Origin of the sequence: Ottowia caeni, from assembly GCF_050821495.1 — a bacterium.
Taxonomy (GTDB): domain Bacteria; phylum Pseudomonadota; class Gammaproteobacteria; order Burkholderiales; family Burkholderiaceae_C; genus Ottowia; species Ottowia caeni.
Window position 1 is genome coordinate 486,185 of record NZ_CP151080.1, and the last position, 25,248, is coordinate 511,432.

At 60.8% G+C, this 25,248-nt stretch carries 26 protein-coding genes and 3 pseudogenes; 13 read left to right on the top strand and 16 right to left on the bottom strand.

The genetic code is table 11. The features are described 5' to 3' along the window. Positions 1-3: 3 nt before the first annotated feature. The 3 genes from AAAK34_RS02330 to AAAK34_RS02340 are packed head-to-tail and all read left to right on the top strand — an operon-like array spanning position 4 to position 1,978. Complete coding sequence (locus AAAK34_RS02330) at positions 4-582, top strand: KdsC family phosphatase (protein WP_231696567.1); 579 nt, start codon at positions 4-6, stop codon at positions 580-582. Further along, positions 579-1,208 (top strand): LPS export ABC transporter periplasmic protein LptC, encoded by a 630-nt coding sequence (lptC, locus tag AAAK34_RS02335; protein WP_231696568.1) that lies wholly within the window; start codon positions 579-581, stop codon positions 1,206-1,208. Before AAAK34_RS02330 ends, lptC begins: the two co-directional genes overlap by 4 nt. Further along, on the top strand, positions 1,205-1,978 hold the full coding sequence (locus AAAK34_RS02340) for an SDR family oxidoreductase (protein WP_231696569.1): 774 nt from the start codon (positions 1,205-1,207) through the stop codon (positions 1,976-1,978). The genes lptC and AAAK34_RS02340 overlap by 4 nt, the downstream gene beginning before the upstream one ends. 145 nt (positions 1,979-2,123) lie before the next feature. On the opposite strand, the gene AAAK34_RS02345 is transcribed toward AAAK34_RS02340, so the two are convergent. Further along, complete coding sequence (locus AAAK34_RS02345; protein ID WP_231696570.1) at positions 2,124-2,723, bottom strand: RNA recognition motif domain-containing protein; 600 nt, start codon at positions 2,721-2,723, stop codon at positions 2,124-2,126. Between the two features lie 457 nt (positions 2,724-3,180). Between AAAK34_RS02345 and metX the strand changes: the two genes are divergently transcribed. The 3 genes from metX to AAAK34_RS02360 all read left to right on the top strand — a co-directional run bounded on the left by metX (position 3,181) and on the right by AAAK34_RS02360 (position 5,646). After that, positions 3,181-4,326 (top strand): homoserine O-succinyltransferase MetX, encoded by a 1,146-nt coding sequence (metX, locus tag AAAK34_RS02350; protein ID WP_231696571.1) that lies wholly within the window; start codon positions 3,181-3,183, stop codon positions 4,324-4,326. Continuing rightward, positions 4,323-4,904 (top strand): methionine biosynthesis protein MetW, encoded by a 582-nt coding sequence (gene metW, locus AAAK34_RS02355; RefSeq protein WP_231696572.1) that lies wholly within the window; start codon positions 4,323-4,325, stop codon positions 4,902-4,904. The genes metX and metW overlap by 4 nt, the downstream gene beginning before the upstream one ends. Before the next feature lie 70 nt (positions 4,905-4,974). Beyond that, positions 4,975-5,646, top strand: coding sequence for an amidase family protein (locus tag AAAK34_RS02360; RefSeq protein WP_231696573.1), 672 nt, complete (start codon positions 4,975-4,977; stop codon positions 5,644-5,646). 19 nt (positions 5,647-5,665) lie between these two features. Here the strand turns inward: AAAK34_RS02360 and AAAK34_RS02365 are convergent, their stop codons facing one another. The 3 genes from AAAK34_RS02365 to AAAK34_RS02375 are packed head-to-tail and all read right to left on the bottom strand — an operon-like array spanning position 5,666 to position 7,511. Then, the gene (locus tag AAAK34_RS02365; protein ID WP_431777699.1) at positions 5,666-6,103 is read right to left on the bottom strand and encodes a Bug family tripartite tricarboxylate transporter substrate binding protein; all 438 of its coding nucleotides are present in this window, start codon (positions 6,101-6,103) and stop codon (positions 5,666-5,668) included. Beyond that, positions 6,100-6,693, bottom strand: coding sequence for a Bug family tripartite tricarboxylate transporter substrate binding protein (locus AAAK34_RS02370; protein ID WP_431777700.1), 594 nt, complete (start codon positions 6,691-6,693; stop codon positions 6,100-6,102). The genes AAAK34_RS02365 and AAAK34_RS02370 overlap by 4 nt, the downstream gene beginning before the upstream one ends. Continuing rightward, complete coding sequence (locus tag AAAK34_RS02375; protein WP_431777701.1) at positions 6,672-7,511, bottom strand: TauD/TfdA family dioxygenase; 840 nt, start codon at positions 7,509-7,511, stop codon at positions 6,672-6,674. The genes AAAK34_RS02370 and AAAK34_RS02375 overlap by 22 nt, the downstream gene beginning before the upstream one ends. Positions 7,512-7,753: 242 nt before the next feature. Between AAAK34_RS02375 and AAAK34_RS02380 the strand changes: the two genes are divergently transcribed. Then, positions 7,754-8,557 carry an IclR family transcriptional regulator gene (locus AAAK34_RS02380; RefSeq protein ID WP_431777702.1) on the top strand — a complete coding sequence of 268 codons (804 nt, stop codon included), beginning with the start codon at positions 7,754-7,756 and terminating at the stop codon, positions 8,555-8,557. On the opposite strand, the gene AAAK34_RS02385 is transcribed toward AAAK34_RS02380, so the two are convergent. Then, positions 8,510-8,824, bottom strand: coding sequence for a hypothetical protein (locus AAAK34_RS02385; protein ID WP_431777703.1), 315 nt, complete (start codon positions 8,822-8,824; stop codon positions 8,510-8,512). The two genes, AAAK34_RS02380 and AAAK34_RS02385, sit on opposite strands and share 48 nt — an antisense overlap. A 227-nt stretch (positions 8,825-9,051) precedes the next feature. On the opposite strand from AAAK34_RS02385, the gene AAAK34_RS02390 reads away from it, so the two are divergent. Further along, entirely contained in the window at positions 9,052-9,306 is a 255-nt protein-coding gene (locus AAAK34_RS02390; RefSeq protein WP_431777993.1) for a choice-of-anchor U domain-containing protein, read from the top strand. Between the two features lie 49 nt (positions 9,307-9,355). Here the strand turns inward: AAAK34_RS02390 and AAAK34_RS02395 are convergent, their stop codons facing one another. Beyond that, positions 9,356-10,054 (bottom strand): transglutaminase-like domain-containing protein, encoded by a 699-nt coding sequence (locus AAAK34_RS02395; RefSeq protein ID WP_231696577.1) that lies wholly within the window; start codon positions 10,052-10,054, stop codon positions 9,356-9,358. 42 nt (positions 10,055-10,096) lie between these two features. Between AAAK34_RS02395 and otnI the strand changes: the two genes are divergently transcribed. From otnI to AAAK34_RS02410, 3 genes are read left to right on the top strand one after another with little or no spacing between them, the layout of a single operon-like run. Then, a complete protein-coding gene (otnI, locus tag AAAK34_RS02400; RefSeq protein ID WP_431777704.1) occupies positions 10,097-10,909 on the top strand; it encodes a 2-oxo-tetronate isomerase in 813 nt (270 codons plus the stop codon). A gap of 35 nt (positions 10,910-10,944) precedes the next feature. After that, positions 10,945-11,415, top strand: a complete 471-nt coding sequence (locus AAAK34_RS02405) for a CopD family protein (RefSeq protein ID WP_231696579.1) — start codon at positions 10,945-10,947, stop codon at positions 11,413-11,415. Between the two features lie 22 nt (positions 11,416-11,437). Further along, positions 11,438-12,040 (top strand): DUF1439 domain-containing protein, encoded by a 603-nt coding sequence (locus AAAK34_RS02410; RefSeq protein ID WP_231696580.1) that lies wholly within the window; start codon positions 11,438-11,440, stop codon positions 12,038-12,040. Between the two features lie 2 nt (positions 12,041-12,042). Here the strand turns inward: AAAK34_RS02410 and AAAK34_RS02415 are convergent, their stop codons facing one another. Beyond that, on the bottom strand, positions 12,043-12,741 hold the full coding sequence (locus AAAK34_RS02415; RefSeq protein ID WP_231696581.1) for a glutathione S-transferase N-terminal domain-containing protein: 699 nt from the start codon (positions 12,739-12,741) through the stop codon (positions 12,043-12,045). Positions 12,742-12,841: 100 nt separating this feature from the next. Here AAAK34_RS02415 and AAAK34_RS02420 point away from each other — a divergent pair. Next, positions 12,842-14,307 (top strand): annotated as a pseudogene (locus AAAK34_RS02420) (M20/M25/M40 family metallo-hydrolase). A gap of 153 nt (positions 14,308-14,460) precedes the next feature. On the opposite strand, the gene AAAK34_RS02425 reads toward AAAK34_RS02420, so the two are convergent. From AAAK34_RS02425 to AAAK34_RS02465, 9 genes and pseudogenes are all read right to left on the bottom strand, one after another. Next, positions 14,461-15,633 carry an MFS transporter gene (locus AAAK34_RS02425; RefSeq protein WP_231696583.1) on the bottom strand — a complete coding sequence of 391 codons (1,173 nt, stop codon included), beginning with the start codon at positions 15,631-15,633 and terminating at the stop codon, positions 14,461-14,463. Positions 15,634-15,659: 26 nt separating this feature from the next. Next, positions 15,660-16,384: pseudogene (locus AAAK34_RS02430) on the bottom strand (16S rRNA (uracil(1498)-N(3))-methyltransferase). Positions 16,385-16,602: 218 nt separating this feature from the next. Beyond that, positions 16,603-17,922, bottom strand: coding sequence for a fumarylacetoacetase (gene fahA / locus AAAK34_RS02435; RefSeq protein WP_231696585.1), 1,320 nt, complete (start codon positions 17,920-17,922; stop codon positions 16,603-16,605). 13 nt (positions 17,923-17,935) lie between these two features. After that, positions 17,936-18,745 carry a cyclase family protein gene (locus tag AAAK34_RS02440; RefSeq protein ID WP_231696586.1) on the bottom strand — a complete coding sequence of 270 codons (810 nt, stop codon included), beginning with the start codon at positions 18,743-18,745 and terminating at the stop codon, positions 17,936-17,938. A gap of 28 nt (positions 18,746-18,773) precedes the next feature. Further along, positions 18,774-19,538: an ABC transporter permease gene (locus AAAK34_RS02445; protein ID WP_231696587.1), complete on the bottom strand. Its 765-nt coding sequence runs from the start codon at positions 19,536-19,538 to the stop codon at positions 18,774-18,776. Positions 19,539-19,596: 58 nt separating this feature from the next. Continuing rightward, positions 19,597-20,352: an ABC transporter permease subunit gene (locus AAAK34_RS02450; protein WP_231696588.1), complete on the bottom strand. Its 756-nt coding sequence runs from the start codon at positions 20,350-20,352 to the stop codon at positions 19,597-19,599. A gap of 16 nt (positions 20,353-20,368) precedes the next feature. Next, positions 20,369-21,139, bottom strand: a complete 771-nt coding sequence (locus AAAK34_RS02455; RefSeq protein ID WP_231696589.1) for an ABC transporter ATP-binding protein — start codon at positions 21,137-21,139, stop codon at positions 20,369-20,371. 38 nt (positions 21,140-21,177) lie between these two features. Beyond that, positions 21,178-22,118, bottom strand: a pseudogene (locus AAAK34_RS02460) (ABC transporter substrate-binding protein). A 93-nt stretch (positions 22,119-22,211) separates the two neighbouring features. Continuing rightward, positions 22,212-22,934, bottom strand: a complete 723-nt coding sequence (locus AAAK34_RS02465) for a TetR family transcriptional regulator (RefSeq protein ID WP_231696591.1) — start codon at positions 22,932-22,934, stop codon at positions 22,212-22,214. A 104-nt stretch (positions 22,935-23,038) separates the two neighbouring features. On the opposite strand from AAAK34_RS02465, the gene AAAK34_RS02470 reads away from it, so the two are divergent. Further along, entirely contained in the window at positions 23,039-25,186 is a 2,148-nt protein-coding gene (locus AAAK34_RS02470; protein ID WP_231696592.1) for an acetoacetate--CoA ligase, read from the top strand. The last annotated feature ends 62 nt before the right edge of the window (positions 25,187-25,248 follow it).

Below are 25,248 nucleotides of genomic sequence, written 5' to 3' on the forward strand. Positions count from 1 at the left end.
TTCATGGCACAAACACGCTCCTTCTCACCCGCTCTTGCGTTTCCGCCCGAGTTGCTGTTGCGCGCCCAAGGGGTGCGTTTGGCCATTTTCGACGTCGATGGCGTGCTGACCGATGGCGGCCTTTATTTTTCGGGCGAGGGCGAGGTGCTCAAACGCTTCAACACGCTGGATGGTCACGGGCTGAAGCTGCTGGCGAGAGCTGGCATGACGCCAGCAGTGATCTCCGGTCGTGATTCTGCGCCCTTGCGCGCCCGCCTGGCGGCTCTTGGCGTCACCCATTTGCGCCTGGGCACCGAAGATAAGCTGCCTGCCGCAGAAGGCCTGATGGCGGAATTAGGGGTAAATTGGCAGCAGGTTGCCGTGATTGGCGATGACTGGCCGGATCTTCCCGTTATGCAGCGTGCCGCTTTTGCATGCTCTCCTCCACGTGCCCACGCCGAGGTGCGCGCCTTGGCGCACCATGTGACGGCAGCCGGGGGCGGCGAGGGCGCGGCCCGTGAGTTCTGCGATGTCCTGCTGATGGCGGGAGGCCGTTACCGGCCGCTCCTGGAGGCGCATCTCGCGCCTGAGGCAGACGCATGAAGGCCGCGCAACTATGGAGCCAAGGACGAGACCATTTCGTCGCATGGCTGCCCGTGCTGCTGATGGCGTTGTTTGCGCTGGGCACTTGGTGGCTGGTGCGTAACGCGCCGAACATGCCGGGCTCGGACGTGGCGCGACCGCCAAGGCATGAGCCTGACTATTTCATGCGTGATTTTTCCGTGCGCAGTTTTGACTCTACGGGTCAATTGCAGTCGGAAATCATCGGCGCCGAAGGGCATCATTTTCCCGACACCGATACGCTGGAGGTTGAGGCGCCACGCATGCGCTCGTTCGACGAGAAAGGCCGGCTTACGGTGGCTACAGCTCAGCGCGCGATTTCCAATGGCGATGGCTCCGAGGTCGAGCTGTTTGGCGACGCTCACGTGGTCCGTGAGGCCGTGCGGGCGGCTCGCGGCGAGACATTGCCCAAGCTTGAGTTTCGAGGTGAGTATCTGCTCGCCTTGATCGAGAAGGATCGAGTCAGTTCGGACAAGCCGGTGGAGCTGGTGCGGGGCGCTGACCGTTTTACCGGCGACACGCTCGATTACGACAACAGCAGTGGGGTGGCCAAGCTCACGGGTCGGGTGCGCGGTGTCATTCAGATGAAGGGCTCATCGCGTCCATGAACCGCCTGGTCTTCATTACCGGCGCTTCCAGCGGCATCGGTCAGGCTCTGGCGGAACGGTTCTACAACGCTGGCTGGAGCGTGGCGTTGGTGGCGCGTCGCAATGCAGAGATGACTGCCTGGGCTGTCGCGCAAGGTTGGCAGCCCGAGCGCTGGCGGGTATACGGGGCTGATGTGGCCCAAACGGACAGCATAGTGGCGGCTGGTCACGCCTGTCTGGCCGAGCAAGGCGTGCCAGACGCGGTGATCGCGAACGCCGGTGTCAGCATCGGGATGGACACTGCCGAGCGCGCCGATCTGGACGTCATGGCACAGACCCTCGCCATCAACCTCCAAGGATTGGCCGCAACCTTCCATCCGTTCATTGATCCCATGCGGGTGCGCGGCAGCGGCACTCTGACGGGTGTTGCCAGTGTGGCGGCCATTCGCGGCCTGCCGGGGCACGGTGCCTACTGCGCCAGCAAGGCAGGGGTGGTCAGTTACTGCGAGAGTTTGCGCGGTGAACTGCGCGGACACGGCATCAAGGTGGTGACGATTGTGCCCGGCTATATCGATACGCCTCTGACCCGTGGAAACCGGTATGCAATGCCGTTTTTGATGCAGCCCGAAGTATTTGCCGACCGTGCTTTCGCGGTGATTGAGGCGGGAGCCAGCTATCGGGTCATTCCCTGGCAGATGGGCGTGGCGGCCAAGATTTTGCGCGTGTTGCCCAACTCACTGTTTGACCGCCTGCTCGACGGGCGGCCACGCAAGGCCCGGCGTGGCGAGTAGCCGACATCATGGTCTGGAGCCTGTCGGACTTGGAGAGCCGAAAGCGAAAATGGGAAGCGTCCTGCTGATCAAGACGCAAAAAAGGCTCCAGTAGGAGCCCTTTTTATTTCACGAACGCCAGCATGCTGGCGTACCGATCAAGCGATCAATAGTCGTCGCCGCCGCCGTAACCACCGCTGCTGCCGCCGCCGTAGCCGCCACCGCCGCCTTCACGACGACCGCCGCCGCGTGGACCGGAGCCGTAGGGGCTGCGGAAACCGCTGTCGCCACCACCGCCGCCTTCACGACGACCGCCACCACCGTAGCCACCACCGCCGCCGCCTTCACGACGACCGCCGCCACCACCGTAACCGCCGCCGCCTTCACGACCACCGCCGCCGTAGCCGCCGCCGCCACCACCGTAGCCGCCACCACCACCACCACCACCGCCGCCGTAGCCGCCGCCACCACCGTAGCCGCCACCGTAGCCGCCACCACCGGAGCGGGGTGGGCGGGCTTCCATGGGGCGAGCTTCGTTGACAACAACGTTGCGTCCACCCAACGATTGGCCGTTCATGCCGCTGATGGCGGCTTGTGCGTCCGCATCGCTGCCCATCTCGACAAAGCCGAAGCCTTTCGAGCGGCCGGTGTCGCGCTCCATCATTACCTTCGCGCTGGTGACAGCACCAAATTGGCTGAACGCCTGTTCCAGATCACCGTCACGCACCGAGTAGGGAAGGTTGCCGACGTAAAGTTTATTGCCCATTAAAGGGACTCCTCAATGACAAGTAAAAAGCGATGGAGTCCGCAAAACGCCTTTTCGAACCTGGCAAAAAACACCGAGGGGGAAGCGAAACTGACCTTTTCACCGCAAGACCAAGTGCCCTTTTGATACGGACACTTGGCAATTATGCGTCAGAATTACGAAAGTCAAGCAAGCCTTTTAATTCCGACTTTCTTGTGTGGTTACCAGAAAATCGACATCGGATGAGGATGTTTACGAGAGGGATTTCGCACATCGTGCGCTCCCGAACCGGAATGTGAGTCCGGGTTTTTACCGATTCCAGCGTTGCGAGCGGACGTCTGCCGGGCCTTTTTCTTCGCGCTATACTGCAAAGCATAGCGCCGATTTGCCTCTGCTTGCGGGCGCTCAATAAGTACCGCTAAATTCGAGCCTGAGCACGCATCCCGGTTTCGATTTTGGCGAACCGGGTTTTTTTGCCATGTCGTTCATTGCCACGCCGCAATCCATGCACTTCGAGGCTCCGCTGCCTCTCCAGAGTGGTGCGTTGATCCGCGGCTATGACCTCACTTACGAAACCTACGGCCAGCTCAATGCTGATCGTAGCAACGCTGTCCTGATCTGCCACGCGCTCAACGCATCGCATCATGTGGCGGGGACCTATGAAGGCCAGCAGCGCAGCGAGGGCTGGTGGGACAACATGGTGGGGCCGGGTAAACCGGTGGACACTGATCGTTTCTTCGTGATTGGTGTCAACAACCTGGGTTCTTGCTTTGGCTCTACCGGGCCCATGCATATCAGCCCCGACACTGGGCAGGTCTATGGCGCTGATTTTCCTGTGGTCACGGTGGAGGACTGGGTAAGCGCTCAGGCGCGTCTACTTGATGGGCTGGGCGTCAAGCAGTTGGCGGCGGTTATGGGGGGCAGCCTGGGGGGCATGCAGGCACTCAGCTGGACGATGCAGTACCCGGATCGCGTTCGTCATGCCGTGGTGATCGCCAGCGCGCCCAACCTCTCAGCTGAGAACATTGCTTTCAACGAGGTCGCACGGCGTGCCATCGTGACCGATCCGGATTTTCATGGCGGACACTTCTATCGTCACGGCGTTGTGCCCCAACGCGGTCTGCGGATCGCACGCATGATCGGGCACATCACATACCTGAGCGACGATGTGATGAACGAAAAATTCGGCCGCGAATTGCGGGAGGCCGTCACCCAGCATGCCAGCGGCTATCGATATTCAACGCAAGATGTGGAGTTCCAGATCGAGAGCTACCTACGCTATCAGGGAGACAAGTTCAGCGAATACTTCGACGCCAACACCTATCTGTTGATTACGCGCGCCCTGGACTATTTTGATCCTGCCCTCGCCTTTGGCGGCGACCTGACCAGGGCGTTGGCGCAGACGCAGGCCAAATTTTTGCTGGCGAGCTTCACGACGGACTGGCGTTTTCCTCCCGCACGCTCGCGCGAGATCGTCAAAGCCCTGCTGGAAAACCGTCGCCAGGTGAGCTACGCCGAGATTGATGCGCCCCATGGCCACGACGCCTTCCTGCTGGAAGATCCACGTTATCTGAACGTGGTGCGCTCCTATTTTGAAAGCATCGCGCGCGAAGGGAAAGCATGAGCGACACCAAAATTCAGAAGCTCATCGCGGCCCTGGTGCCTGAGGGTTCACACGTGCTGGATCTTGGCTGCGGAGATGGCTCGCTGCTGGAGATCTTGATGCGCGAACGTGGCTGTACCGGCTACGGCATCGAGATCGACGATGCCAACGTGCTGGCCTGTGTGCGGCGCGGTGTGAACGTGCTGCAACTCAACCTGCATCAGGGGCTGGCGGCCTTTCATGATCAAAGCTTTGACGTGGTGCTTCAGATCGACACTCTTCAGCACTTGCGCAATGCGGAGATCATGCTGCGTGAAACCGCACGCGTAGGTCGGATGGGAATTCTCGCGTTCCCGAACTTTGCCCACTGGCCGAATCGGCTGCAAGTGCTGCGCGGACGCATGCCGGTGACGCGGCGCCTGCCCTACCAGTGGTACGACACACCTAACATCAGGGTAGGCACTTACGCCGATTTCGAGGTGCTTGCGCGCCGCAACGGTCTGGAAATACTCGACGCCTTTGGCCTGGAGGAAGGGCGCGAGGTGCGCTGGTTGCCCAATCTGCGAGCGAGTACGGCAGTGTTTCGGCTAAAAAAGTGAAGCAGCGACTTCAGTAGAACGAGATCAAGGCGTAAACAAGTTACCCACGCAGGCGCAGATATCCGGGGCATTGGCCGGCGGCCGAGCCACGGCGGTTCAACTGGCCGAAACCGCGCTGGCTCTGGCGCGCGATCCGGCGGTGCCAGAGACCGTGGTTTTGGATGGCATGGACGCCGTGGTGGCGGCTGCGTTCGAGTCGGCCTGTGTCAAGCTGCAGTCTGCGGGCGCGTTGATTACGCGCATAGCCATTCCAGAGTTCACAGAGATGGCCAGCCTGCACGCTCGCCGTACCTTGGCTAACGCAGAAGCCTGGGCTTGGCACCGCACGCTGTTGACCGAACGCGGCGCTGAATACGATCCGCGCGTGAACGGCCGCATCCGTGCAGGTGGGAAGATGGGCGCGGCCGACTACATAGACTTGATTCAGGCACGCAAGCGCTGGATCACCAGGGTCGAGATGCGCATTGCTGGCTTTGATGCGCTGATTTTCCCTACCGTGCCGGTGCTTGCCCCGCCGATCGCTGAACTGCAATCTTGCGAAGAGGCCTATGCTGCCGCCAATGGGCTGATCTTGCGTAACCCAACGCTGATTAACTTCCTGGATGGCTGCGCGCTCTCACTGCCCTGCCATGCCAAGGGTGAGCCGCCCGTGGGCTTGACGTTGGCTGGTGCGGGCGGCAGAGACCGCGAGATCCTGGCGCTCGGTCTCGCCGTTGAGCAGATTATTCACGCAGAGCGCTGAGCGCGATCTCCGCCCGCTATCAAGCGGGTTCGATGTTCGCCGACTTGAACAGGGCGCGCCATTTCGGGAAGTCTTTCTTCACGTACTCGTCTGACTGCTGAGGGTTGAGATTGAGCGCGCGGTTGCCCTCGGATCTACCTCGCTCCACGATATCTGGGTCCAGCAAAACGGCGTGCACATCTTCCCAAAGTTTGTCGACGATAGAACGTGGCGTGCCGGAGGGAACGAAGAAACCGCTCCAGCTGTCCACCGCCACACTGGGGAAGGTCTCCGCAATGGTGGGTATGTTGGGGAATTGGGGTAGGCGCTTGGCGCCCGTGATTGCCATGATGTGCAGATTGTTCTTCTGACCAAAGTTCAGTGCCGTGCTCATGGGGCACCAGGCGGCGTGAAGTACCTTGCCCATCAGGTCGGTATAGAGCGTGTTGGAGTTGTACCTGGCGTAGGGGTAGGTCACTCCGATGGCTTGCTCGAAGAGCCTGTGCGCGACTTCTGCCGTCGTGCTTCCGCCACCCATGCCGTTGTCTGGGGGTTGGCGCGAATGCGCTTGGCCAAGCCTTCGACTCCTAGTCGAGCGTCTTCAGGGCGCACCAGAATGCAGAAGACGGATTCGAGCATCACCGTGACGGCGGAAAAATCCTTCTCGGGGTCGTACTGCAGATTCTTGAACAGCCCGGGCGCTGCCGTAATGGAGGAGTTGGTCGCGTACAGCATCATTTTTCCATCCGGCTTGGCCCGCGACGCGAGGGTGGTGCCGATAGTTGTGCTTGCGCCGGGCTTGAGGGAGACCACGACAGGCCGGCCCATGCGTTTTGACAGTTTCTCTGCGAACAGGCGGCTGAATACATCAGGCGGTGAGCCTGGTGAAAAAGGAACGAGTAGCGTGAAGATGTCGCCACCCATTTGGGCGTGGGACATTCCAGGCAGCAGTGCAATGGAGGAGCCCGCAGCCGCCATCCATCCCATGACCTTTCTCCGGTTCATCTCCGGAAGGGTGACTTCAGCAGGAGCGACGGGCTTCATGTTCAGTGGGTCGTAATAAACCATACAAGTCTTTCTTTTTTCAATGGCCATTCCGAGCGTTTGTGAGCGATGGCGTGGTTGTTCCAAATAACGATGTCACCGGTTTGGGGTTCGATCTCCCATGGCTCACCCTGGGACAGGGCGTGTGACCACAGGTGTTGGAGTAAGGCTGCGCTTTGCTTTTCATCCATGCCTTGAACCGGGCTGTCTGGTCGAGCGGGTAGGCAGAGCATGGGAGTGCCCGACGCATCGTTCATGACGAGCGGGTGGATGGCTCCCTTGTGGCGCTCTTGCCAGGACAAAGCGATTTCCTGACCCGGCTGTTCAACATCGACCCCCTTCGGGTGTTCGTAATGAACCGCGCCCACGCCACGCAGTTTCTCCCGGGTTTCCAAGCGCAAGCTGGCGTAGGCCTTTCTCATGTCCGTGAAACTCAACCTGCCTCCCCCTTCGTTCACATTCACCGTGTATTGCGCTGCCAACCTGGGGATGGGGCCTGCCGTGCTGTAGTCCACGTGCCAGATGTGGGCCACATCCGCACGCGTCAGTTGGGTGGGAATGTTGTCTGAGGTTCGTTGCCCCACAAACACGTATTCGCTCGCGGGAGGCGACAGGGATTTGTCCTGGATGCGTGTGGGCCTGACCGCTCCGAACAATTGGCCGAGATCCACAAACTGCTCGGCATTGATATTCACGCCGGACAGCACCACCACGCCGCGGCCAAGCAGCAGCTGGTGAATGGTTTGCACCTCTTCTGGAAAGGCACCGAGCTCCTGAAGCTGCCCGCCACGCACGCGAGTGCCGAAGGTCGCACCGATCGGCGTGACTTCTAGTGCCCGCATGGCTGGCATCTGCATTGCAGAGCTTCTCTGGAGCATGCGCCGGCGGTTTTCAAATTCGTACCCATATGTAAACATGCATTCCGTTTTGGAAACATGAGCTTATAGCGATTTGCAACTTTCTGTGTTCAGGGAAAACACCTAAATAACTATTGGAAAATGGGATTGATGTCTATTTTTAGGGGATGTGAAAGCTGGTGTAATATTCACATATGCGAATAAACGGTGAACAAAGCAGTGAATATGTGAAAAGCAAGACCGCCCGCGCGGGCCCCATGGCCGTCAATCGCGTGCTGAACTTGCTGCAGACGCTGGCCAGCCCCGAAGCGCCGTATTCCCTGGCGCGGCTGAGCACGCTGTTGAATACACCCAAGCCGAGCGCGTTGGCGCTGCTCAACGAACTCGTTTCCTTGGGCTATGTACGACGAGTGGGCGGTGGATTCGAGCTGGGATCGCGTTCGTTCCGCTTGGGTCTTCAGCTGATGTCTCTGGATTCGGTGAGCCGACTGATTCGAGATGGCCTCCGCCAGGTCAGTGAAGAGCTGAAAATGACGGTGGCTTTCGGGTATCTGGACCGAACCCAAAAAACCCTGGTCTACGGCGATCGGTACGACGCTGGCGGTTCTGTCCGTTACGACGTGCAGTTGGGCGCAGCGCTGGCCATTCATTCAAGAGCGCTGGGCCGGCTGCTGGTGGCTTATGAACCAGAGGAAAGCTGGTCGTACTGGCTGGGTCCGGAACCTTATGACGTTTTCACGCCACATACGAACACCACGCTTTCAATCCTGTCGGACGCGCTGAAACAAATCAGGCGAGATGGCCTGGCACGCACCGCCTCGGAGCAGTACGTGGGCATTGGAAGCTGCGCCCTGCCGATATTCGACGAGAACGGACGGGTGTCATGCGGCATTGCGGTGCAGACCTATTTGCCCGCGCTCGAGGCGCATGAGCCCAAAGTCATCGCCGCGCTGCGCGCGACGGCAGCTCTGCTGGGCAAGGAGTTAACGGCTCGCCGCATCACTCGCGAAACCTTGCCCAAGCATACCTAGTACATCAACACATAAGTCTCGAAACGTAGTGACGCCCGAGCTTGCGATCTGCATCCTGTCGGGTGAACTTCCACTCGATGGTTCGACGCAGCGCGTTTCGGTCAGGAGTGTCTGGACGAAGCCGACGAAGTCCGTCTTGGCCCGGAGATCGGTGACCGAGACGAAGCGCATTCCCGCCTTGTGCTCGACCGCAACGAACAGATTGGTCGTGCCCTTGCGCACGTATTCGTAATCCTGCTTGGCCGGTTCGCCAGGTGCAATGAGCAACGAGGTGCAGACACTTCACTTGCCGTTGGGCTAACGTCCCTGCCCTTTCCGGCACCCTGCCACCCGAAGCGCCTTCCGGCTGGCAGATGCTCCAAGATCTGCATTCATTCACGGCCAGCGGTTGAGGCGAAAGCGGCAGCCAGACGCTGACTCTTACATACCTACAGAATGTGCCGACCGGCGATTAATTGTGGAAATGGGGTCACCCATGAGAATCCGACCCAGCACTGGTACACCGTACCGCTACGGTCAGCGGCCAAACGGTTACCTTTCCTCTCACTGATGGAGCCAATGGCGATGCGGACTTGACAGTCAACGGCAGCATTTCCGACCCCGTGGTGCTGGGCGCGCCGCTCCCATTCCCGGGTGAGGTAGGCGTGGGTGGCGCTGGTGCCTGCGCCTGCGCTTGGCGAGTGGGCACTTATGTTGATGGACCTGTTGATTGCAGGCGCAACTTCAAGCAGCAACGCAGACGTCGATGATGGCTACGTTCTGAGCGCATCCGAAAAAGGGCGCGCATCGGCGCGCGCCCTAATCGCCAGAAGAAGAGCTTTCACGCGAAACGTCGGCTAGAAAATCGTCCTGTGCCAGTTCACTGTGCAAGTCGGTGCCATGCAGCCAACCGGGATAAGTGCGCCTGAAGTCTGTCACGATGCGTGTCAACGGAAGATCTTCGAAGTGGCCGCGTTCGAGAACGTACTCCATGTGCCGGTTGCCGGCCTTGTCAAACGAGTGGTAGATGGAGTCTTGCACGCCATCAAAATCCAGCGGGTGCAGACCGAATTTCTCACACAGGCTGAGGTTGAAGGCGGGTGTGGCTTTGCGCCAGGCGCCGTCCAGCCAGATGTCGGTGTAGCCGTGCCAGATGAACAGATCGGTCTTCATGGTCTGGCGCATGCGCTCGGTCGACATGTGGTTGCGCACATCTGCAAAACCGAGCCGTGCAGGAATGCCAGCAGCGCGGCACACGGCGGCCAGAAGAATGGCTTTGGGTACGCACCAACCGTAGCCGTTGATCAGCACGGTGCTGGCACGCATGCCGGCGGGGGACAGATCAATGCGGTAAGGGTCGTACCGGAAGGTGTCTCGAACGGCGTGCGTCAGCGCCACGGCGCGCTCCCGATCGTTGGCGCCGCGAGCATGCGCGTGGGCGAACTCGGTGACCAAGGGGTGGCGGGAGTCGATGGTTTCGGTGGCAGCCAGATCGGCGGGTGTGGGAGTGTCTTGCATACCGCCTACGGTACCAAATTCCAAGACGTTTAACATCTTGCCATGCCTCGCTTTGCCGCCAACCTGAGTTTTCTGTACCCGGAACTGCCCTTTTTAGACCGTTTTGAGGCCGCCGCGCGCGATGGCTTCGAGGGTGTTGAATACCTGTTCCCTTACGCCTACGAACCGCACGTGCTTGCCGAGAGGCTGGCGGCCAACGGGCTGCGACAGGTTTTGTTCAACGCACCGCCCGCCGGTTTTGATGCTGCCGGCATTGATCGTGCGTGGGTCGGTGGCGAGCGCGGCACCGCCTGCCTGCCCGGGCGAGAGTCTGAGTTTCGTGCAAGCGTACAGTTGGCGTTGCGCTACGCCGAAGCGCTGGCATGTTCGCGCATTCATTGCATGGCTGGGCTGCTGCCCGAGGGCGTGGCGTACGCCGAAGCCCGAGACACGTATGTGCGAAACCTGCGTTGGGCTGCCGCCGAGGCCGCCAAGAGTGGCTGCGACATACTGATCGAGCCCATCAACCCGCGAGACATGCCCGGTTTTTTCCTGAACCGCCAAAACGAAGCACATGCCGTCGTGCAAGAGGTGGGCGCGCCCAATTTGAAGGTGCAGATGGATCTCTACCACTGCCAGATCGTGGAGGGCGACGTCGCGACGAAACTTCGCCAGTATTTGCCCACTGGCCGAGTGGGGCATATTCAGATCGCCGGTGTGCCGGAAAGGCATGAGCCGAATATCGGAGAGCTGAACTATCCCTATCTTTTCAGCGTGATTGACGAGGTATCTGCGCAGAGCAGCTGGTCAGGCTGGGTGGGGTGTGAGTACCGACCTGCGCTAGGCGTTGAGCCTGGGGGACTTCGCTTGGGCTAAGCTGGCGGCCTATTGTCCCAACATAAAGCACAGCCATGATTTTTTCCGTATTAAAGCTGATTCACGTGCTCGCCGTCGTGCTGTGGGTAGGCGGCATGGCTTTCGCGCATTTTTTCCTGCGCCCTTCTGTGCAGGCACTGGATCCGCCGGTGCGCTTGCGCCTACTGCACGCGGTGATGCAGCGATTCTTTTCGGCGGTGCTGCTGGCCTCATTGGCAGTGCTGGTGTCAGGTGTCTGGATGATCGGTCGTGTGGCCAAGCAGACGGTTCAGGCCGGTCAGGTTTTTGAGATGCCGCTGGCCTGGAGCATCATGGCGACGTTGGGTATCGTGATGATCGCGATCTTCGGACATATCCGGTTTGCGCTTTTCAAGCGGCTTTCACGCGCCGTTGATACCGACGATTGGCCAGTCGCCGGTGCGGCGATGGCCTCAATCCGCATTTGGGTATTCGCCAACTTGTGCATCGGCATTGCGGTTCTATGCGTGACCACTTTGATGGGGTGAAGGGCCTTCTTGGGTGATGAGCATGCCTGCCTTTCCGTTTCACACTCGCCGTCGAAGTCTTGGCGCACTCGCCGGCATGATGCTGGCGGGAACTTTGCCCGCGCTGCCTGCGTGCGCAGGCCGGAGTTCCAGCGGACCGCGCTCCTACACTTTGCCGTTGGCCCAGCTGGAAAAGCTGATCGGCAGGAAGTTTCCGCAGCGGCGGCAACTGGCGGGTTTAATGGAAATTACCTTGCTCAGGCCGCGCCTACGCTTGCTGCCAGAAACCAATCGCCTGGGTACGATGATCGATCTGCTCGTCTCCGAGCAGGTCGTGGGTAAGCGCTATGAAGGATCGATGGATCTGGACTATGGCGTTCGATTCGATGCCTCAGATGGCAGCGTTCGCATGGTCGATGTGCGCGTCGGCAAGGTGGAGTTCCCCGCTATGCCGGAACAGTTCCGGCCGCTTTTCGCGCGCGCTGCACCGCGTCTGGCTGAGCAGTCACTGAACGAGATGGTGTTGCACAAAATCGAGCCCGATCAGTTGAGCATGGTTAGCGGTCTGGGCTATCGGGTGGGCGAGGTGCGCGTGACGCGTGAGGGCCTGAAAGTAGACTTGCTTCCGGCGTCCGCTGCACCCTGAGATCAAGCAGGGATCTGCAACCCGCGCTGCACAGCTGGCCTGGCAACGAATGCATCCAGCACGCGCTGCACTTGTGTGAAGCGCTCGAACTGAACCAGTTCGCCAGCTCCATAGAAGCCGATCAGGTTGCGAATCCATGGAAAAATGGCGATGTCGGCAATGGTGTATTCATCGCCCATGACCCAGCTCTTGCCGGCCAGGTGTTTGTCGAGCACGCCAAGAAGCCGCGCGCTTTCAGCTACATAACGATCCCGCGGTCGCTTGTCGTCATAGTCCTTGCCGGCAAACTTGTGGAAGAAGCCCAGTTGCCCGAACATGGGGCCCACGCCGCCCATCTGGAACATGACCCACTGCAAGGTCTGATAGCGCGCAGCTGCATCTTTTGGCAGCAGTCGGCCTGTTTTCTCGGCCAGGTACACCAAGATGGCCCCCGACTCGAAGAGCGCCAAAGGTTGGCCGCCGGGTCCATGGGGGTCGAGAATCGCCGGAATCTTGTTGTTCGGGCTGAGCGACAGGAACTCAGGGGAAACTTGGTCGTTCTTGCCAAAATCGACCTTGTGCGCCTCATAAGGCAGACCGATTTCCTCCAGCATGATCGACACCTTTACGCCGTTTGGTGTAGCCAGCGAATAAAGTTGCAGGCGCTCAGGGTGAGTGGCGGGCCACTTATGGGTGATGGGGAAGTCATGGAGTGAGTTCATAAGCATCAATATACGGCCAGTGCGATATCCGCATGACGTTGATGGATAGCGGCTCATGGGCGTACAGTTACAGTATCTGTCATTGTCCTGATACCTGACCATGAATGCTCCTTTGCACCGTGAAATGCCCGCCTTGAATTCTCAGGCGGCTGCTCAACAGATTGACGCCCAGTGGGACGGCGACATCGTCGGCCGGCTCACCGACTACATCGCTATTCCTGCCAAATCGCCGGGATTCGATGCGGACTGGGCGGCACACGGTTTCATCGATACCGTGGTGCGCCAGGCGGCCGACTGGGTTCAGGCGCAGAAAGTGCCGGGCCTTAAGCTTGAGGTGGTGCGCCTAGGCGGCCGCACGCCGGTGATTTTTTCGAGATCGATGGCACCAAGACTGGCAGCACACACACCGTGCTCATGTATGGCCACCTCGACAAGCAGCCCGAATTCACCGGCTGGCGAAACGACCTGGGCCCCTGGACGCCCAAGTATGAGAACGGCAAGCTCTATGGCCGCGGCGGCGCGGATGACGGCTACGCGGTGTATGCCGCGATCGCGGCCGTGCAAGCACTCAAGAGCCAGAATGTGCCGCACCCGCGCATTGTCGGCCTCATCGAGACGAGCGAGGAAAGCGGCTCGCCAGACCTGCTGCCCTACATTGACGTTTTGCGTCCTCGCTTGGGCGATGTGGGGCTGGTGGTTTGTCTGGATTCCGGTGCTGGAAACTACGACCAGCTGTGGCTGACCACCAGTTTGCGAGGCATGGCCAGCGGCACGCTCAAGGTCGAAGTGCTGAGCGAGGGTGTGCATTCTGGCGATGCATCCGGCTTGGTTCCCAGCAGCTTCCGGATCATGCGACAGGTGCTGGATCGTCTGGAGGATTCAGCCACTGGCCGCATGCTGCCGGCAAGTTTCCATTGCGCCATTCCAGCGGAGCGTATCGAGCAAGCCCGAGCCACGGCGGCCATTCTGGGCGACGAGCTCTTCAGAAACTACCCTTGGGTGCACTACGACTGCGGAGGCCGCGAGCAGTCGGTTCTGCCGATGACGGGCGATGCGACCGAGGCGCTGCTCAACCGCACTTGGCGCCCGACGCTCAGCGTGATCGGCGCGGAGGGTTTTCCGGCCCCTCAGGATTCTGGCAATGTGTTGCGTCCCTACACCGCATTCAAGCTGAGTCTGCGCCTTCCGCCTTTGGTAGATGCCGCTTCGGCGGTGGAGGAGATGAAGGCGCTGCTGGAAGACAACGCACCCTATCAGGCCAAGGTGACGTTTCAGAGCCAGGGCGGTGCCACCGGTTGGAACGCACCGGGCATGGCGCCGTGGTTCGCGCAGGCGCTGGATCATGCCTCTCAAGCGCATTTTGGTGCGCCGTGCGGCTTCATCGGCCAGGGTGGAACGATTCCCTTGATGAATATGTTGAGCGAAGGGTTTCCGAAGGCTCAGATGATGGTGTGCGGCGTGCTCGGCCCGAAGAGCAATGCGCACGGGCCGAACGAGTTTCTGCATGTGCCTTATGCCAAGAAGCTGACGGCGGCGGTGGCCGAAGTCATTGCGCGGGTGGACTGAGCCTCGCTATTGATTGGATTCACCAAAGCGCGTGTTCAACGAACGGCGGCGTCAAAGAGGAACCGCTGTCTGTTGGGCTTCCTTCGTCAGCCCAACCTACGAATTCCCTAAGCTCAATGTCTAACGTTGGGCATTCGCGCCAGATTGACCGGCCTACGCTTGCGCCGGTTTCCGTTGATGCATCGCCAGCCAGATCAGCGCGGCGCCTGTAAGCAGCACCGGCAGCAGTGAGCCGACGTTCAGTAATGTCCAGCCTTGCGTGGTCACCAGCGCGCCTGATGCGAACGAAGTCAGGGCCATGAAGGCGAACACGCAAAAATTGATGGCGGCTTGCGCCCGGTCTTTTTCTTCGGGACGGTAAGCCTGAAGCGCCAGGGTGGTGCTGCCGGTGAAGAGGAAGTTCCAGCCGACGCCGAGCAGGAAGAGTGCCAGCAGGAACTGGTTCAGCTCCACTCCGGACAGTGCGATGGCAATGCACGCCAGGTTGAGTATGACGCCGACGCCCATGATCTGCAGAACACCGAATCGTCGGATCAGGTGGCCGGTAAAAAAGCCCGGCGCAAACATCCCGATCACGTGCCACTGAAGTACCTGTGCTGTATCGCCAAACTCGAATCCGCACACTTGCATGGCCAAAGGGGTGGCGGCCATGAGCAGGTTCATCACTCCGTAGCTCAAGGCTGCCGCCGCTGTGGCGACGAGAAAGACTGGCTGCAGCATGATCTGACTCAGCGGGCGGCCGGATTCATGGGCGGCTGGCCTTGGCGGAGCGGGCGGAAATTGCACCAGGGCCATGACGCCCATGGCGATCACCGCCACGACGGCCAGTGCCAGATAGGCTCCAACGAACGGGGTCGGCAGTATGGTGCGCGTCCAGGCCGCCAGATTGGGACCGACGATTGCACCCAACAGGCCTCCGGCCAAGACCAGGGAAACGGCCTTTTCTCGCCAACCGGGAGCCACCAGTTCAGCGGCGGCGAACCGGTACAACTGACCATTGGCGTTGTAGTAGCCTGCAACCACGGTGGCGGCCACCAGTAGCCAGAACTGGCGCGAATAGGCGGCCCAGGCGCACAACAGCGCAGAACCCAGGGCGACCAAGAGGCCAATCTGAAACGACCCGCGGCGGCCGAAGCGCGATTGTGATTTGGCCACAAGTGGTGCCGCCAAGGCACCGCCTACGACATAGCCCATGACGGGCAAGGTCGCCATCCAGCCGAACGGAGCCAATTGCAGCCCGACAAGCCCGTTGATGGCGATAAATGTGACGTTATTCACCAGAAACAGCCCCTGGCAGAGGGTGAGCAGGAGCAGGTGTCGGTTCATGATTTCAGTGGAGTCGTGTTTTAAGTTTAGCCGGCAAGCGTCAATAGGACAGCCAGGGCGGCCAGGGGCGCCGTTTCAGCCCGGAGTACGCGCTGGCCGAGCGAAACAGGAATGAAGCCGGCGGCGCGGGCAGCGACTTCTTCTTTGGGGCTCAGCCCACCTTCCGGTCCAGAGAGGAGAATGGCGGAATCAGCATCGTTCCAGTCACCAAGCGCGGCGGACAAGGGCGTGGCATCGTCGGCCAAGGACAGCAGCAGTCGTTTGTTGGCTAATGGGGAGCGCAGAAGCATGTCCAGACCGAGTTGCTCATGCACTGTGGGAACACGGTTGCGGCCACTTTGCTCGCAGGCTGCGATGGTCACCGCCTGCCAGTGGGCGCGCTTTTTCTCGGCGCGCTCGCCGGATAGGCGGAGGCTGCTGCGCTCCGCGAGCACGGGCGAAAAGCTGGCAGCTCCCAGTTCAGTGGCCTTTTCAACGAGCCAATCCATCCGGTCGCTGGCCATCAGGCCTGTGGCCAGATGGATGGCACGCTGGGGCTCGCGCTCAACGACGTGGTGTGACCCCACGGCCACCTGAACGTCACTTCGGCCCATGCGCAGTACTTGAGCATCCCACTCGCCGCCACGCCCATCAAACAACGTGATTGGGGAGCCGGGTTGCAGGCGCAATACCTGAACATGGCGCGCAGCGCCGGGGGTAGCAGAAGCTCGGCGCCACTGGCTAGATCGGTGGGGACGTGGAATCGGGGCATGTCGTTCGCAAAAGTACCCACCAATGGTATTGCTTATTCGTGGCGCCTCAGGATTAGGGAAGGTGTTCAAAACTCGTGACGACGCGCGAATCCGATGTCAGGGCGCATCGCTGCGTTGGCTTTCATCGCCAATAGCTGGGCTATTGGCAACAAAATCCGCCTTGCGCCGCATCCCAGGCATCGGCCCGCGCTTCCCGCCAGAGTTTTGAACACCTTCCCTAGCTAATTGCCGGTAGCACCATTCCACGGCACTCACCGAAACCAATGCGAGCTGCGCCGGTGCGCTCGCACCAGCCACGCAGTATGACCGCATCGCCGTCTTCCAGAAAGGTGCGCTGCTCGCCCGTGCCGGCCAGGGTAATGGGGCGGGTGCCGCCCTGGCTCAGTTCGACGATGGCGCCTGCTTCGGAGGGCGTCGGGCCGCTGATGGTGCCGGTGCCGCACAGGTCTCCGGGTTGAAGGTTGCAGCCGCCCACCGTGTGCTGGGTGAGCATTTGCGCAATGGTCCAGTATTGATGGCGGAAGCTGGTGCGCGACACTTCAGCGGGTGTCAGGCCTTGTTGACGGTGCTGAGCGGACTCGATGTTCACCGTAAGCTGCACGTCCAGGCTGCCAGACTGGCGGTTGTGGGTTTCGTCCAGGTACGCCAGGGGCTGGGGTTCGTCGGCTGGTCGTTCGAAAGGTAGGCGGAATGGCGCCAGCGCATCCATGGTGACTACCCAGGGTGAAATGCTGGTGCAAAAGTTTTTCCCAAGGAAGGGGCCCAGCGGGTTCATTTCCCAGAACTGGTGATCGCGCGCCGACCAGTCGTTGAGCAGACACATTCCGAAGATGTGCTGCTCAGCTTCTGCGAGCGGAACGGGGTGGCCCAGGGCGTTACCGGGGCCAATGAAAAAACCCATTTCCAGTTCAAAGTCGAGCCGGGTGCAAGCCGTGTAGACGGGTGCACTGCTGCCGGGAAGTTTGGCCTGTCCGTGCGGGCGGTGGTAGTTGGTGCCGCTGATCACCACGCTGCTGGAGCGCCCGTGGTAGGCGACCGGCAACCATTGAAAGTTGGGTGTCAGTGGATCTTCCGGACGAATGACTCGGCCTACGTTGCGCGCGTGATGGATGGAGGTGTAAAAATCGGTGTAGTCGCCGATGCGCGTGGGCAGTCGGTATTCGACGTCAACTAGTGGGATGAGGCAGGCTCGCACGGCTTGCTGCGAAGCGGCGCCCTCTTTCAAGGCGTCGAACAGCGCGTGCCGCAATGCGCGCCAGGCGCCGGGGCCGCCGGCCATGAAATCATTGAGCGTGTCTTGGGCCGCCAGCTTCAGTGCCTCGCCCGCTGCTCCGGCGATAGTGCCGGTGGCGGACAGTGCCGCAAGATCCAGCGCCTGATCGCCGATAGCCACGGCACCCCGAAAGGCCTCGTTGCTGCCATGCGAGCGCAGCACGCTGAAGGGCAGATTCTGGATGGGGAAGTCAGTGCCGGGCACGTTGGCCGAAGCCAGCCAGCTGCGCGCCGAAGGGTCGTGGGTGTGGTCGAGTGTGGTCATTACGTGTTCAGGATTACTTTGGTTCAGCCATCAAGGCGTCGTCGAAGATCGCTACCGCGCGCGTCCAGCCCGCGGAGGCGCCGCGAATCTTGTGCGGGAAGCATGAGATATAAAAACCGCTGGCTGGCAGCGCTTCGAGGTTGTGAAGTTTTTCCAGGTGACAGTAGCCGATGTCGCGTCCTGCCTTGTGGCCTTCCCAGATGAGGCTGGCATCGTGCTTTTCCGCGTATTTTTCTGCGGTGTAGACGAAGGGGGCGTCCCAGCTCCAGGCGTCGGTGCCTGTCAGGCGTACGCCGCGCTCCAACAGATACATCGTCGCCTCGTAGCCCATGCCGCAGCCAGCAGCAACAAAGTCATTGTGGCCGTAGCGGCTGCCAGCACGGGTGTTGACGACCACAATCTCCAGCGGTTTAAGTTCATGGCCGATGCGTTTAAGCTCGGCTTCCACATCGGCTGCGGTGACGACGTAGCCATCTGCGAAATGACGAAAATCAAGCTTCACGCCGGGCTGGAAGCACCACTCCAGCGGTACTTCATCAATGGTCCAGGCCGGCTTCTTGTTGCCAAGCGCCTTGTCCATGGTGCTATGAAAATGATAAGGGGCATCCAGGTGCGTGCCGTTATGGGTGGATAGCTGGATCATCTCCACTGCCCACACTTCGCCGTCCGGCAAGTCTTCTTTCTTCAGCCCTGGAAAGAATGGCGCCATCTGCTCGAACGAGTTCTGATGGTTGAAATACTCGATCTTCGGGGCGAAGGCGGGCGGGTCAGAGATGACGTCGTTTTCCAGGTAAATGGATAGGTCGATGAATCTGCGTGCCATGGAAACCTCCAGGATATGTGAGAAGAATTCAAGTGTTCTGCCAGTGCAACAGGCGTCGCTCCGCAAGCGCCAAGAGAGCATTGCTCGCGAAACCAATGGCGCCCAGCAGGACGATGCCGGCGAAGAGTTCGCTGGCTCGAAAAGCGCGCGCGGCTAGCAAGATGGCCTGACCGAGGCCGGGTTGCGACGCGATCATTTCCCCCACCACGCTGACGATCAGCGATATCGTCATGGCCAGGCGCATGCCGGCGACGATGTCGGGCAGCGCATTGGGCAGACCGATTTTCCAGAGGAACTCGCCGCGTCCTATCTGCAGTGACGCTGCCACCTCGCGAAGGGATGGGTGCACGCCAGCGAGGCCATGCACGGTGGCCAGAAGTACCGGCCACATGGCTCCAAAGGCGACCACTGTGAGCACCATGCCGCCGGAAAGACCGAATATGGCGATGGCCAGCGGCATCACCGCCGAGGCGGGCAGCGGGCGAACGAATTCGAGCGTGGGGCCAATCCAGTTGCGCGCCGTGACGCTGCTGCCTATGAGGGCGCCCAAGCCTATGCCAGCCACGATGGCCAATCCCCATCCTGCCAGCATGCGGCCGACGGTAGCCCCCGTGAAACTCAACAGTTCGCCATCTGTCAGTCCTTCGCGCAGACTGGAGAGCGTCGCTTCGGGTGTGGGCAGGAACACTTTGCTGATCCAGCCTGCATGGCTGGTCAGCCACCACAGCGCCAGCAAGCCGGCCAGTACGGCCGTAGAGCCAAGCAACTCGGAAGTAGTGAGTTGACGGTTCATCAGGCGCCCCTCTGTGCTGCGAGACCGTGGTAGAACGCCTCTATGTGTTTGCAGGTGCTCATGCGGCCACCTCGCCCATGCGCCGCGCTACCTTGTGCTGCAACCACTCTGCCCCGGAGTTGATGGCGGATCCCACGATGCCAATCCATAGCAACCAGGCCAGCATCAGGGCCGGGTCCAGGCTCTGCTGGGCAATCATCATGGCGTATCCCATGCCGTTGGGGTTGGCAGCGATTTCCACCGTGACGGCCACCACCAGAGCGATCGCCACACCGAGCCGAAGCGCTACGAACAACCTGGGCACGATGGCCGGACCGACGATCCAGGTAAAGCGCTGCCACGCCGTCATCTGCAGCGCCCGCGCCACCTCCAGCAGGCGTGGCTCAACCTGCTGCACTGCCGCCTGCGTCAGCAGGCCGATAGGCCACAGGCAGGCGAAGGCAACCACGCTGACCTCCATGCGCAGCCCAAAGCCGAAGACCAGCATGGCCAGTGGAATCAAGGCCACAGAAGGCACGGGTCGCAGCACCTCCACGCTGATAAAGGAGAGGCGGGCGGCGCGCTTCGACAAACCCAGCAGTGTGCCCAGTGCCACGCCCAGCGAACCTCCAATGAGCAGGCCGAGTGCCGCGCTGCCAAGGGTAAAGCTGGTGGCAGCCAGAAGCGAGCCGTCAGTGAGCGCGCCGCCAAGAGCGCGCACTGCATGGCTCGGCGCTGAGATGGCATCGCTTTGCGCGCCTACAGTGCGGGCCCACCACTCCAGTGCCGACAGCAGCAGCGCTGGAAAAAGCAAGGGACGTAGCCATGGCCTCATGATTTTGCGCGTCCTTTCATGGATGCCCCAGATATTGATAGAGCTCACGCCGCAGCCGTAGAAACTCAGGGTCCTCCTTGGTGGAGAGTTGGTCGCGCGGCTTTGGCAAGGGCACATCGATCAGGGCTGCCAGGCTGGGCTGTTCTGGTGTCGGGTTGCTGCGCAGCGCCAGCACGCGATCGCCCAGGTAGAGCGCTTCCTCCAGGTCGTGAGTGACGAACAGAACTGTGAGGCCCTGCTCCCGTACCAGGCGCGAAACTTCATCCTGCAGGCTTTCTCGCGTCATGGCGTCCAGCGCGCCAAAGGGCTCGTCCATCAGCATCAGCTCAGGCTGTTGCGCCAGGCAGCGCGCGATTTGCACGCGCTGTTGCATGCCGCCCGAGAGTTGCGCCGGAAACTTGTTCGCGTGCGTGCTGAGGCCTACTGTGGCCAGTACGCGCTTGATGCGATCAGGCTGCTCGGCGGCCGGAACACGCGCAGCCTCCAGGGCCAGGGCCACATTGCGTTCCACCGTACGCCAGGGTAGCAGCGCCCGGCCGTAATCCTGGAACACAAAGGCGACCTCGCGCGAAGGCCCGGTGACGGGCTGGCCGCGCCGCGTTACTTGGCCGCTGGTGGGGGCAACGAAGCCGGCGGCCGCGCGCAGCAGGGTGGTCTTGCCGCATCCCGAGGGACCGATGATGCACACGAACTCGCCGCGCCTGATTTCTACGCTGGTGGGAGAGAGGATCTCCCGTCCACCCAGGTGAATGGCGACTTGATCAAACTCTAGAACGCTGCCTGTCATCTGGTTTCCGCCAGCCCTTGGGGCATCTTCATTCAGCTTCACTTGAAGAGCAGCGAGGTCACATTGGGAGATGTCTTGAGCATGCCCTGATCCTTCATCAGTCCCACCCAGTAATCAAGCTGCTTGGTTGTGACCACCGGGGCAGGCGGAGAGATCTGCGCGTTCGCCAAAACCTCTGGCGGAAGTTTGATGTATTTACCTATAGCGGCGCGCACGGCGCCATTGTTCTTGGGGTTTTGAATGAACGCGCCTGCTTCCTGAACAGCTTGCTGGAAACTGCGCACTGCAGCAGCGTTCTTCTGCGCCCAATCACGTCGGGCAACGTAGATGATGGTGGGTTGACCCTCGGGCAGGAAAGTGGAGTAGTACGACGCGACGTAGCCCGCACCCGTTTCGGTGATGCGGCTCATGAACGGGTCGGCACTGACGACGGCATCGATCGAGCCTCCGCGCAGCATGTCGCCGTGCTGGGGGAATGCCGCTTCAACGAAACTGACCTTCTTGTAATCGACACCCTGGTCCTTGAGCCAGGCGCGGAAGGTGACATGCAGGAACGCGCCGAGGCCCGGAACGCCAATTTTTTCCCCACGCAGTCGGCGGCGGTCTTGATGCCGCTACCCGCGCGAGCCACCAGCCCAAACCCTGTGATCGATTTGGAGGTTACGCCACCGCCAGCCACCACCACTTGATCCAGTCCGCCATCTACCGATTGAAGAAACACGCTCGGGGTCGGGCCGCCAATCTGCAGCGAATCAGCCTGGATAGCGGCCGGGATGGTGGAGTTGAGCGGGATGAACTTCAGATCCACATCAAGCCCGCGCTTTTTGAAATACCCCTGTTCGGCAGCCACGAAAACTGAGGCGAAATCTGTCACGGCCGTGTAGCCGAACACGATTTTGGTTGTCTGGCTGAACGCGGGGCGAAAGAAGCCGGCTGCGGCCAGTGCGGTCATGGCTTGCAAGGTGTGGCGGCGTTTCATGAGAGTCTCCTTGGGATTGTTTTAGGCAAAGAATCAGAGTTGACAGCGCACTGGGCCTTCAACTGGTGTCAAACGAAGGTAGAGGCAGGTGTGTCATTTCAAGGCAGCGTTGATGCCTGCGGCGATGAAATCAACCAGCAGTGGCGCGGCGGCGGCGTCATTGGGCGTGTTGGCGCCGTGAGAGAGTCGCCCCACCCGCTGATCGCTGATGTGGTGCAATAAGGCGCCCAGCGCGAACTGGTAACTCCAGGCCGCCTGCGCTCTGGAAGCATGCGGCCTGGCGGTATGTAGCGCATCAATGAAGGCGTGTGCAAGCGGGTCGAAAAACTCACGCAGCACGCGGTCAGATTCATCGCGGGTATAGGTAAGCTCGCGACTCACGAGCAGGGCATAGAACTCGCCTTCCGGGCTGGCCCGCATCTGGAGCACCGGCTCCACAAAAGCGCGCACGATTCGGGGAAGGGTCGACGCCTTCGTGCCTGATGCCGAGACCGCTTCGCGTAGCAGCGCAAGACGCGCTTCAATGGTGGGGTGCCAGCGCTCAAAAATGGCGTGGAACAGTTCGTTCTTGGCACCGAAGTAATAGCCCACCAGAGCCAGCGGCACACCAGCTTCGCCTGCGATCTGCCGCAGAGACACTGCGTGGTAGCCATGCTGGGCAAAGAGCTTCTCCGCTGCCAGAAGGATGTCCGTGCGCCGATCGCGTCGCTCTGGCGCGTAAGCCTTCCGCCTTGCACGGAGCACTGTCGATGAAGCAGGAGAAAGCGCGGGAGCGAGCATGATTGGATTGAACAGGCGTACAAGAATTTCGAACATGCGTACAAACCCGCGAAATCGTTCCTTGTGGATACGCCCGCAGCCACCCGGGCGTGGGTTTTTAGGGATGGCGCACCCGCTCGCTGGGTTCAATAATCCGGCGTATGAGTACCGTTAGCTCCCCTGCCAATCCCCGTTCCGTGGCCAGCAACACCCCCGGCACGCCTTCGCGCATTCCCCAGATCCGGCGCTACCAGAACTGGTTGCGTGAAAAGCACGGCCTCTCGTTCCAGAGCTACCACGATCTTTGGCGTTGGTCGACGACTGACCTCGAAGCTTTCTGGCAGAGCATCTGGGATTACCTGGATCTGCAATCGCCCACTCCCCACACCGCGGTGCTGGAGCGCAACGTCATGCCCGGCGCTAAGTGGTTTCCCGGGGCTCAGACGAACTATGCGCGCCAGGTGCTTCGCCATGTCGATCCCGCCCATGCCGCGGGTTTGCCGGCGCTTATTTCCGACAACGAAAAGGGCGAGGCGCGGGAGCTTTCGTGGCCTGAACTTCGGCGTCAGGTGGCCTCGTTGGCCCTCCACTTGCGGGAACAAGGCGTTCAGCCGGGTGATCGGGTGGCGGCGTACATGCCCAATATTCCCGAGACGATCGTGGCCTTTCTGGCTACCGCTAGCCTGGGTGCCGTCTGGAGCGTGTGCGCGCCCGATATGGGAACGCACGCCGTGCTCGATCGCTTCAAGCAGATCGAACCCAAGGTGCTGATCGCCTGTGACGGTGTGACTTGGGCTGGGCGAGACATCAACCGCCTGGATGTGCTGCGCGAGCTGCGCGAAGCGCTCACTTCGGTACGGCACACGGTGGTCTTCCAAAACCTGAAAGATGCAGCCGGCATGGCGGACCTTTCGGGTGTCACGAATTTTGCAGACGCCACGGCGCGCAATGATGCAGAAACCACTGCCTTTGAGCCACTTTGGGTGCCTTTCGATCATCCCTTGTGGGTGGTGTATTCGAGCGGAACCACTGGCCTTCCCAAGCCCATCGTGCATGGCCACGGCGGGATGATCATGGTCATGCTGATGCAGGGTAGCCTGCATAACGATATCGGCTGCAGCTATGCGCCCGACACGTTTGGCGAGCGCTTTCACTGGTACAGCTCCACAGGCTGGGTGATGTGGAACGCGCAGATGGGCGGTCTCCTCGCAGGAACCACCTGCGTTCTCTTTGATGGCAGCCCCGGAGGCAGCAAAGATGCGCCCGACTGGACGGTGCTGTGGCGGTTCGCTGCGCGGCACCAGGTCAGTTTCTTTGGTGCTGGTGCCGCGTTCTATGCCAATTGCATGAAGGCCGGGGTTGATTTGGCCGCGTGCGGCGATCTTTCTCGTGTCCGGGCCATTGGCAGCACCGGCTCTCCGCTGGCCGCTGACGTGCAGCAGTGGGGCACTGAGCAGTTCAGGCGCATGGCTGCCACACCGGAGCAGCAAGACATCTGGTGGTGCAATATTTCAGGGGGTACTGATTTTTGTGGTGCCTTCATTGGTGGCAACCGGGAGTTACCGCAGTTGCCGGGCGCAATGCAGTGCCGCTTGCTAGGCGCCGCAGTGGAGGCCTGGAACGATGCAGGTGAACCGGTCACGGGCCAGGTGGGCGAGCTGATCTGCACCCAGCCCATTCCCTCGATGCCCTTGTATCTGGTGAACGATGCCGATGGCGCGCGCTACAAGGCGAGCTATTTCGAGATGTACCCGCCTGGCCACGGCCGCAAGCCCGGTGGTGGCGACCTGGATCCAGCGGCCGGCAGTGTCTGGCGCCATGGCGACTGGCTGCGTGTGGGCGACGAGAAAAATGCCGAAGGTGAGTGGTGCGTGATCTACGGCCGCAGTGATGCCACCATTAACCGTCATGGTCTGCGCATGGGCACCAGCGAGATTTACAGCGCTGTGGAGGGCATTTCAGAGGTGCTCGACTCCATGGTGGTCGATCTGGAATACCTGGGGCGCGACAGTTACATGCCGCTCTTCGTAGTTCTGCGCCCGGGAATGGCCTTGGATGACGCGTTGAAGGGGCGAATCAATGCGGCGATCCGGCAATCCCTGAGCCCTCGCTTCGTACCTGACGATGTTTTCCAGGTGCCTGAAATCCCGCGCACACTCTCGGGCAAGAAGCAGGAATTGCCCATCAAGAAGCTGCTGCTGGGGCAGCCGCTGGAGAAAGTGGTTAACCGTGAAGCCATGGCCAACCCCCAGAGCCTGGAGTGGTACGTGTCCTTTGCAGCCCAGCGGCAAGGAGCACATGGAACCTGAGGTGTGTGAGGGACACATGGCAGGCTGTTTTGAAACCTTCCTTGCGTATTCGTCTCCAATAC

Coding starts and splice junctions, on each gene's coding strand:
- AAAK34_RS02330 (WP_231696567.1), top strand. CDS start 4: ATGGCACAAACACGCTCCTTCTCACCCGCTCTTGCGTTTCCGCCCGAG.
- lptC (WP_231696568.1), top strand. CDS start 579: ATGAAGGCCGCGCAACTATGGAGCCAAGGACGAGACCATTTCGTCGCA.
- AAAK34_RS02340 (WP_231696569.1), top strand. CDS start 1,205: ATGAACCGCCTGGTCTTCATTACCGGCGCTTCCAGCGGCATCGGTCAG.
- AAAK34_RS02345 (WP_231696570.1), bottom strand. CDS start 2,723: ATGGGCAATAAACTTTACGTCGGCAACCTTCCCTACTCGGTGCGTGAC.
- metX (WP_231696571.1), top strand. CDS start 3,181: ATGTCGTTCATTGCCACGCCGCAATCCATGCACTTCGAGGCTCCGCTG.
- metW (WP_231696572.1), top strand. CDS start 4,323: ATGAGCGACACCAAAATTCAGAAGCTCATCGCGGCCCTGGTGCCTGAG.
- AAAK34_RS02370 (WP_431777700.1), bottom strand. CDS start 6,693: ATGGTTTATTACGACCCACTGAACATGAAGCCCGTCGCTCCTGCTGAA.
- AAAK34_RS02375 (WP_431777701.1), bottom strand. CDS start 7,511: ATGCGGGCACTAGAAGTCACGCCGATCGGTGCGACCTTCGGCACTCGC.
- AAAK34_RS02395 (WP_231696577.1), bottom strand. CDS start 10,054: ATGCAAGACACTCCCACACCCGCCGATCTGGCTGCCACCGAAACCATC.
- otnI (WP_431777704.1), top strand. CDS start 10,097: ATGCCTCGCTTTGCCGCCAACCTGAGTTTTCTGTACCCGGAACTGCCC.
- AAAK34_RS02405 (WP_231696579.1), top strand. CDS start 10,945: ATGATTTTTTCCGTATTAAAGCTGATTCACGTGCTCGCCGTCGTGCTG.
- AAAK34_RS02410 (WP_231696580.1), top strand. CDS start 11,438: ATGCCTGCCTTTCCGTTTCACACTCGCCGTCGAAGTCTTGGCGCACTC.
- AAAK34_RS02415 (WP_231696581.1), bottom strand. CDS start 12,741: ATGAACTCACTCCATGACTTCCCCATCACCCATAAGTGGCCCGCCACT.
- AAAK34_RS02425 (WP_231696583.1), bottom strand. CDS start 15,633: ATGAACCGACACCTGCTCCTGCTCACCCTCTGCCAGGGGCTGTTTCTG.
- fahA (WP_231696585.1), bottom strand. CDS start 17,922: ATGACCACACTCGACCACACCCACGACCCTTCGGCGCGCAGCTGGCTG.
- AAAK34_RS02440 (WP_231696586.1), bottom strand. CDS start 18,745: ATGGCACGCAGATTCATCGACCTATCCATTTACCTGGAAAACGACGTC.
- AAAK34_RS02445 (WP_231696587.1), bottom strand. CDS start 19,538: ATGAACCGTCAACTCACTACTTCCGAGTTGCTTGGCTCTACGGCCGTA.
- AAAK34_RS02450 (WP_231696588.1), bottom strand. CDS start 20,352: ATGAGGCCATGGCTACGTCCCTTGCTTTTTCCAGCGCTGCTGCTGTCG.
- AAAK34_RS02455 (WP_231696589.1), bottom strand. CDS start 21,139: ATGACAGGCAGCGTTCTAGAGTTTGATCAAGTCGCCATTCACCTGGGT.
- AAAK34_RS02465 (WP_231696591.1), bottom strand. CDS start 22,934: ATGTTCGAAATTCTTGTACGCCTGTTCAATCCAATCATGCTCGCTCCC.
- AAAK34_RS02470 (WP_231696592.1), top strand. CDS start 23,039: ATGAGTACCGTTAGCTCCCCTGCCAATCCCCGTTCCGTGGCCAGCAAC.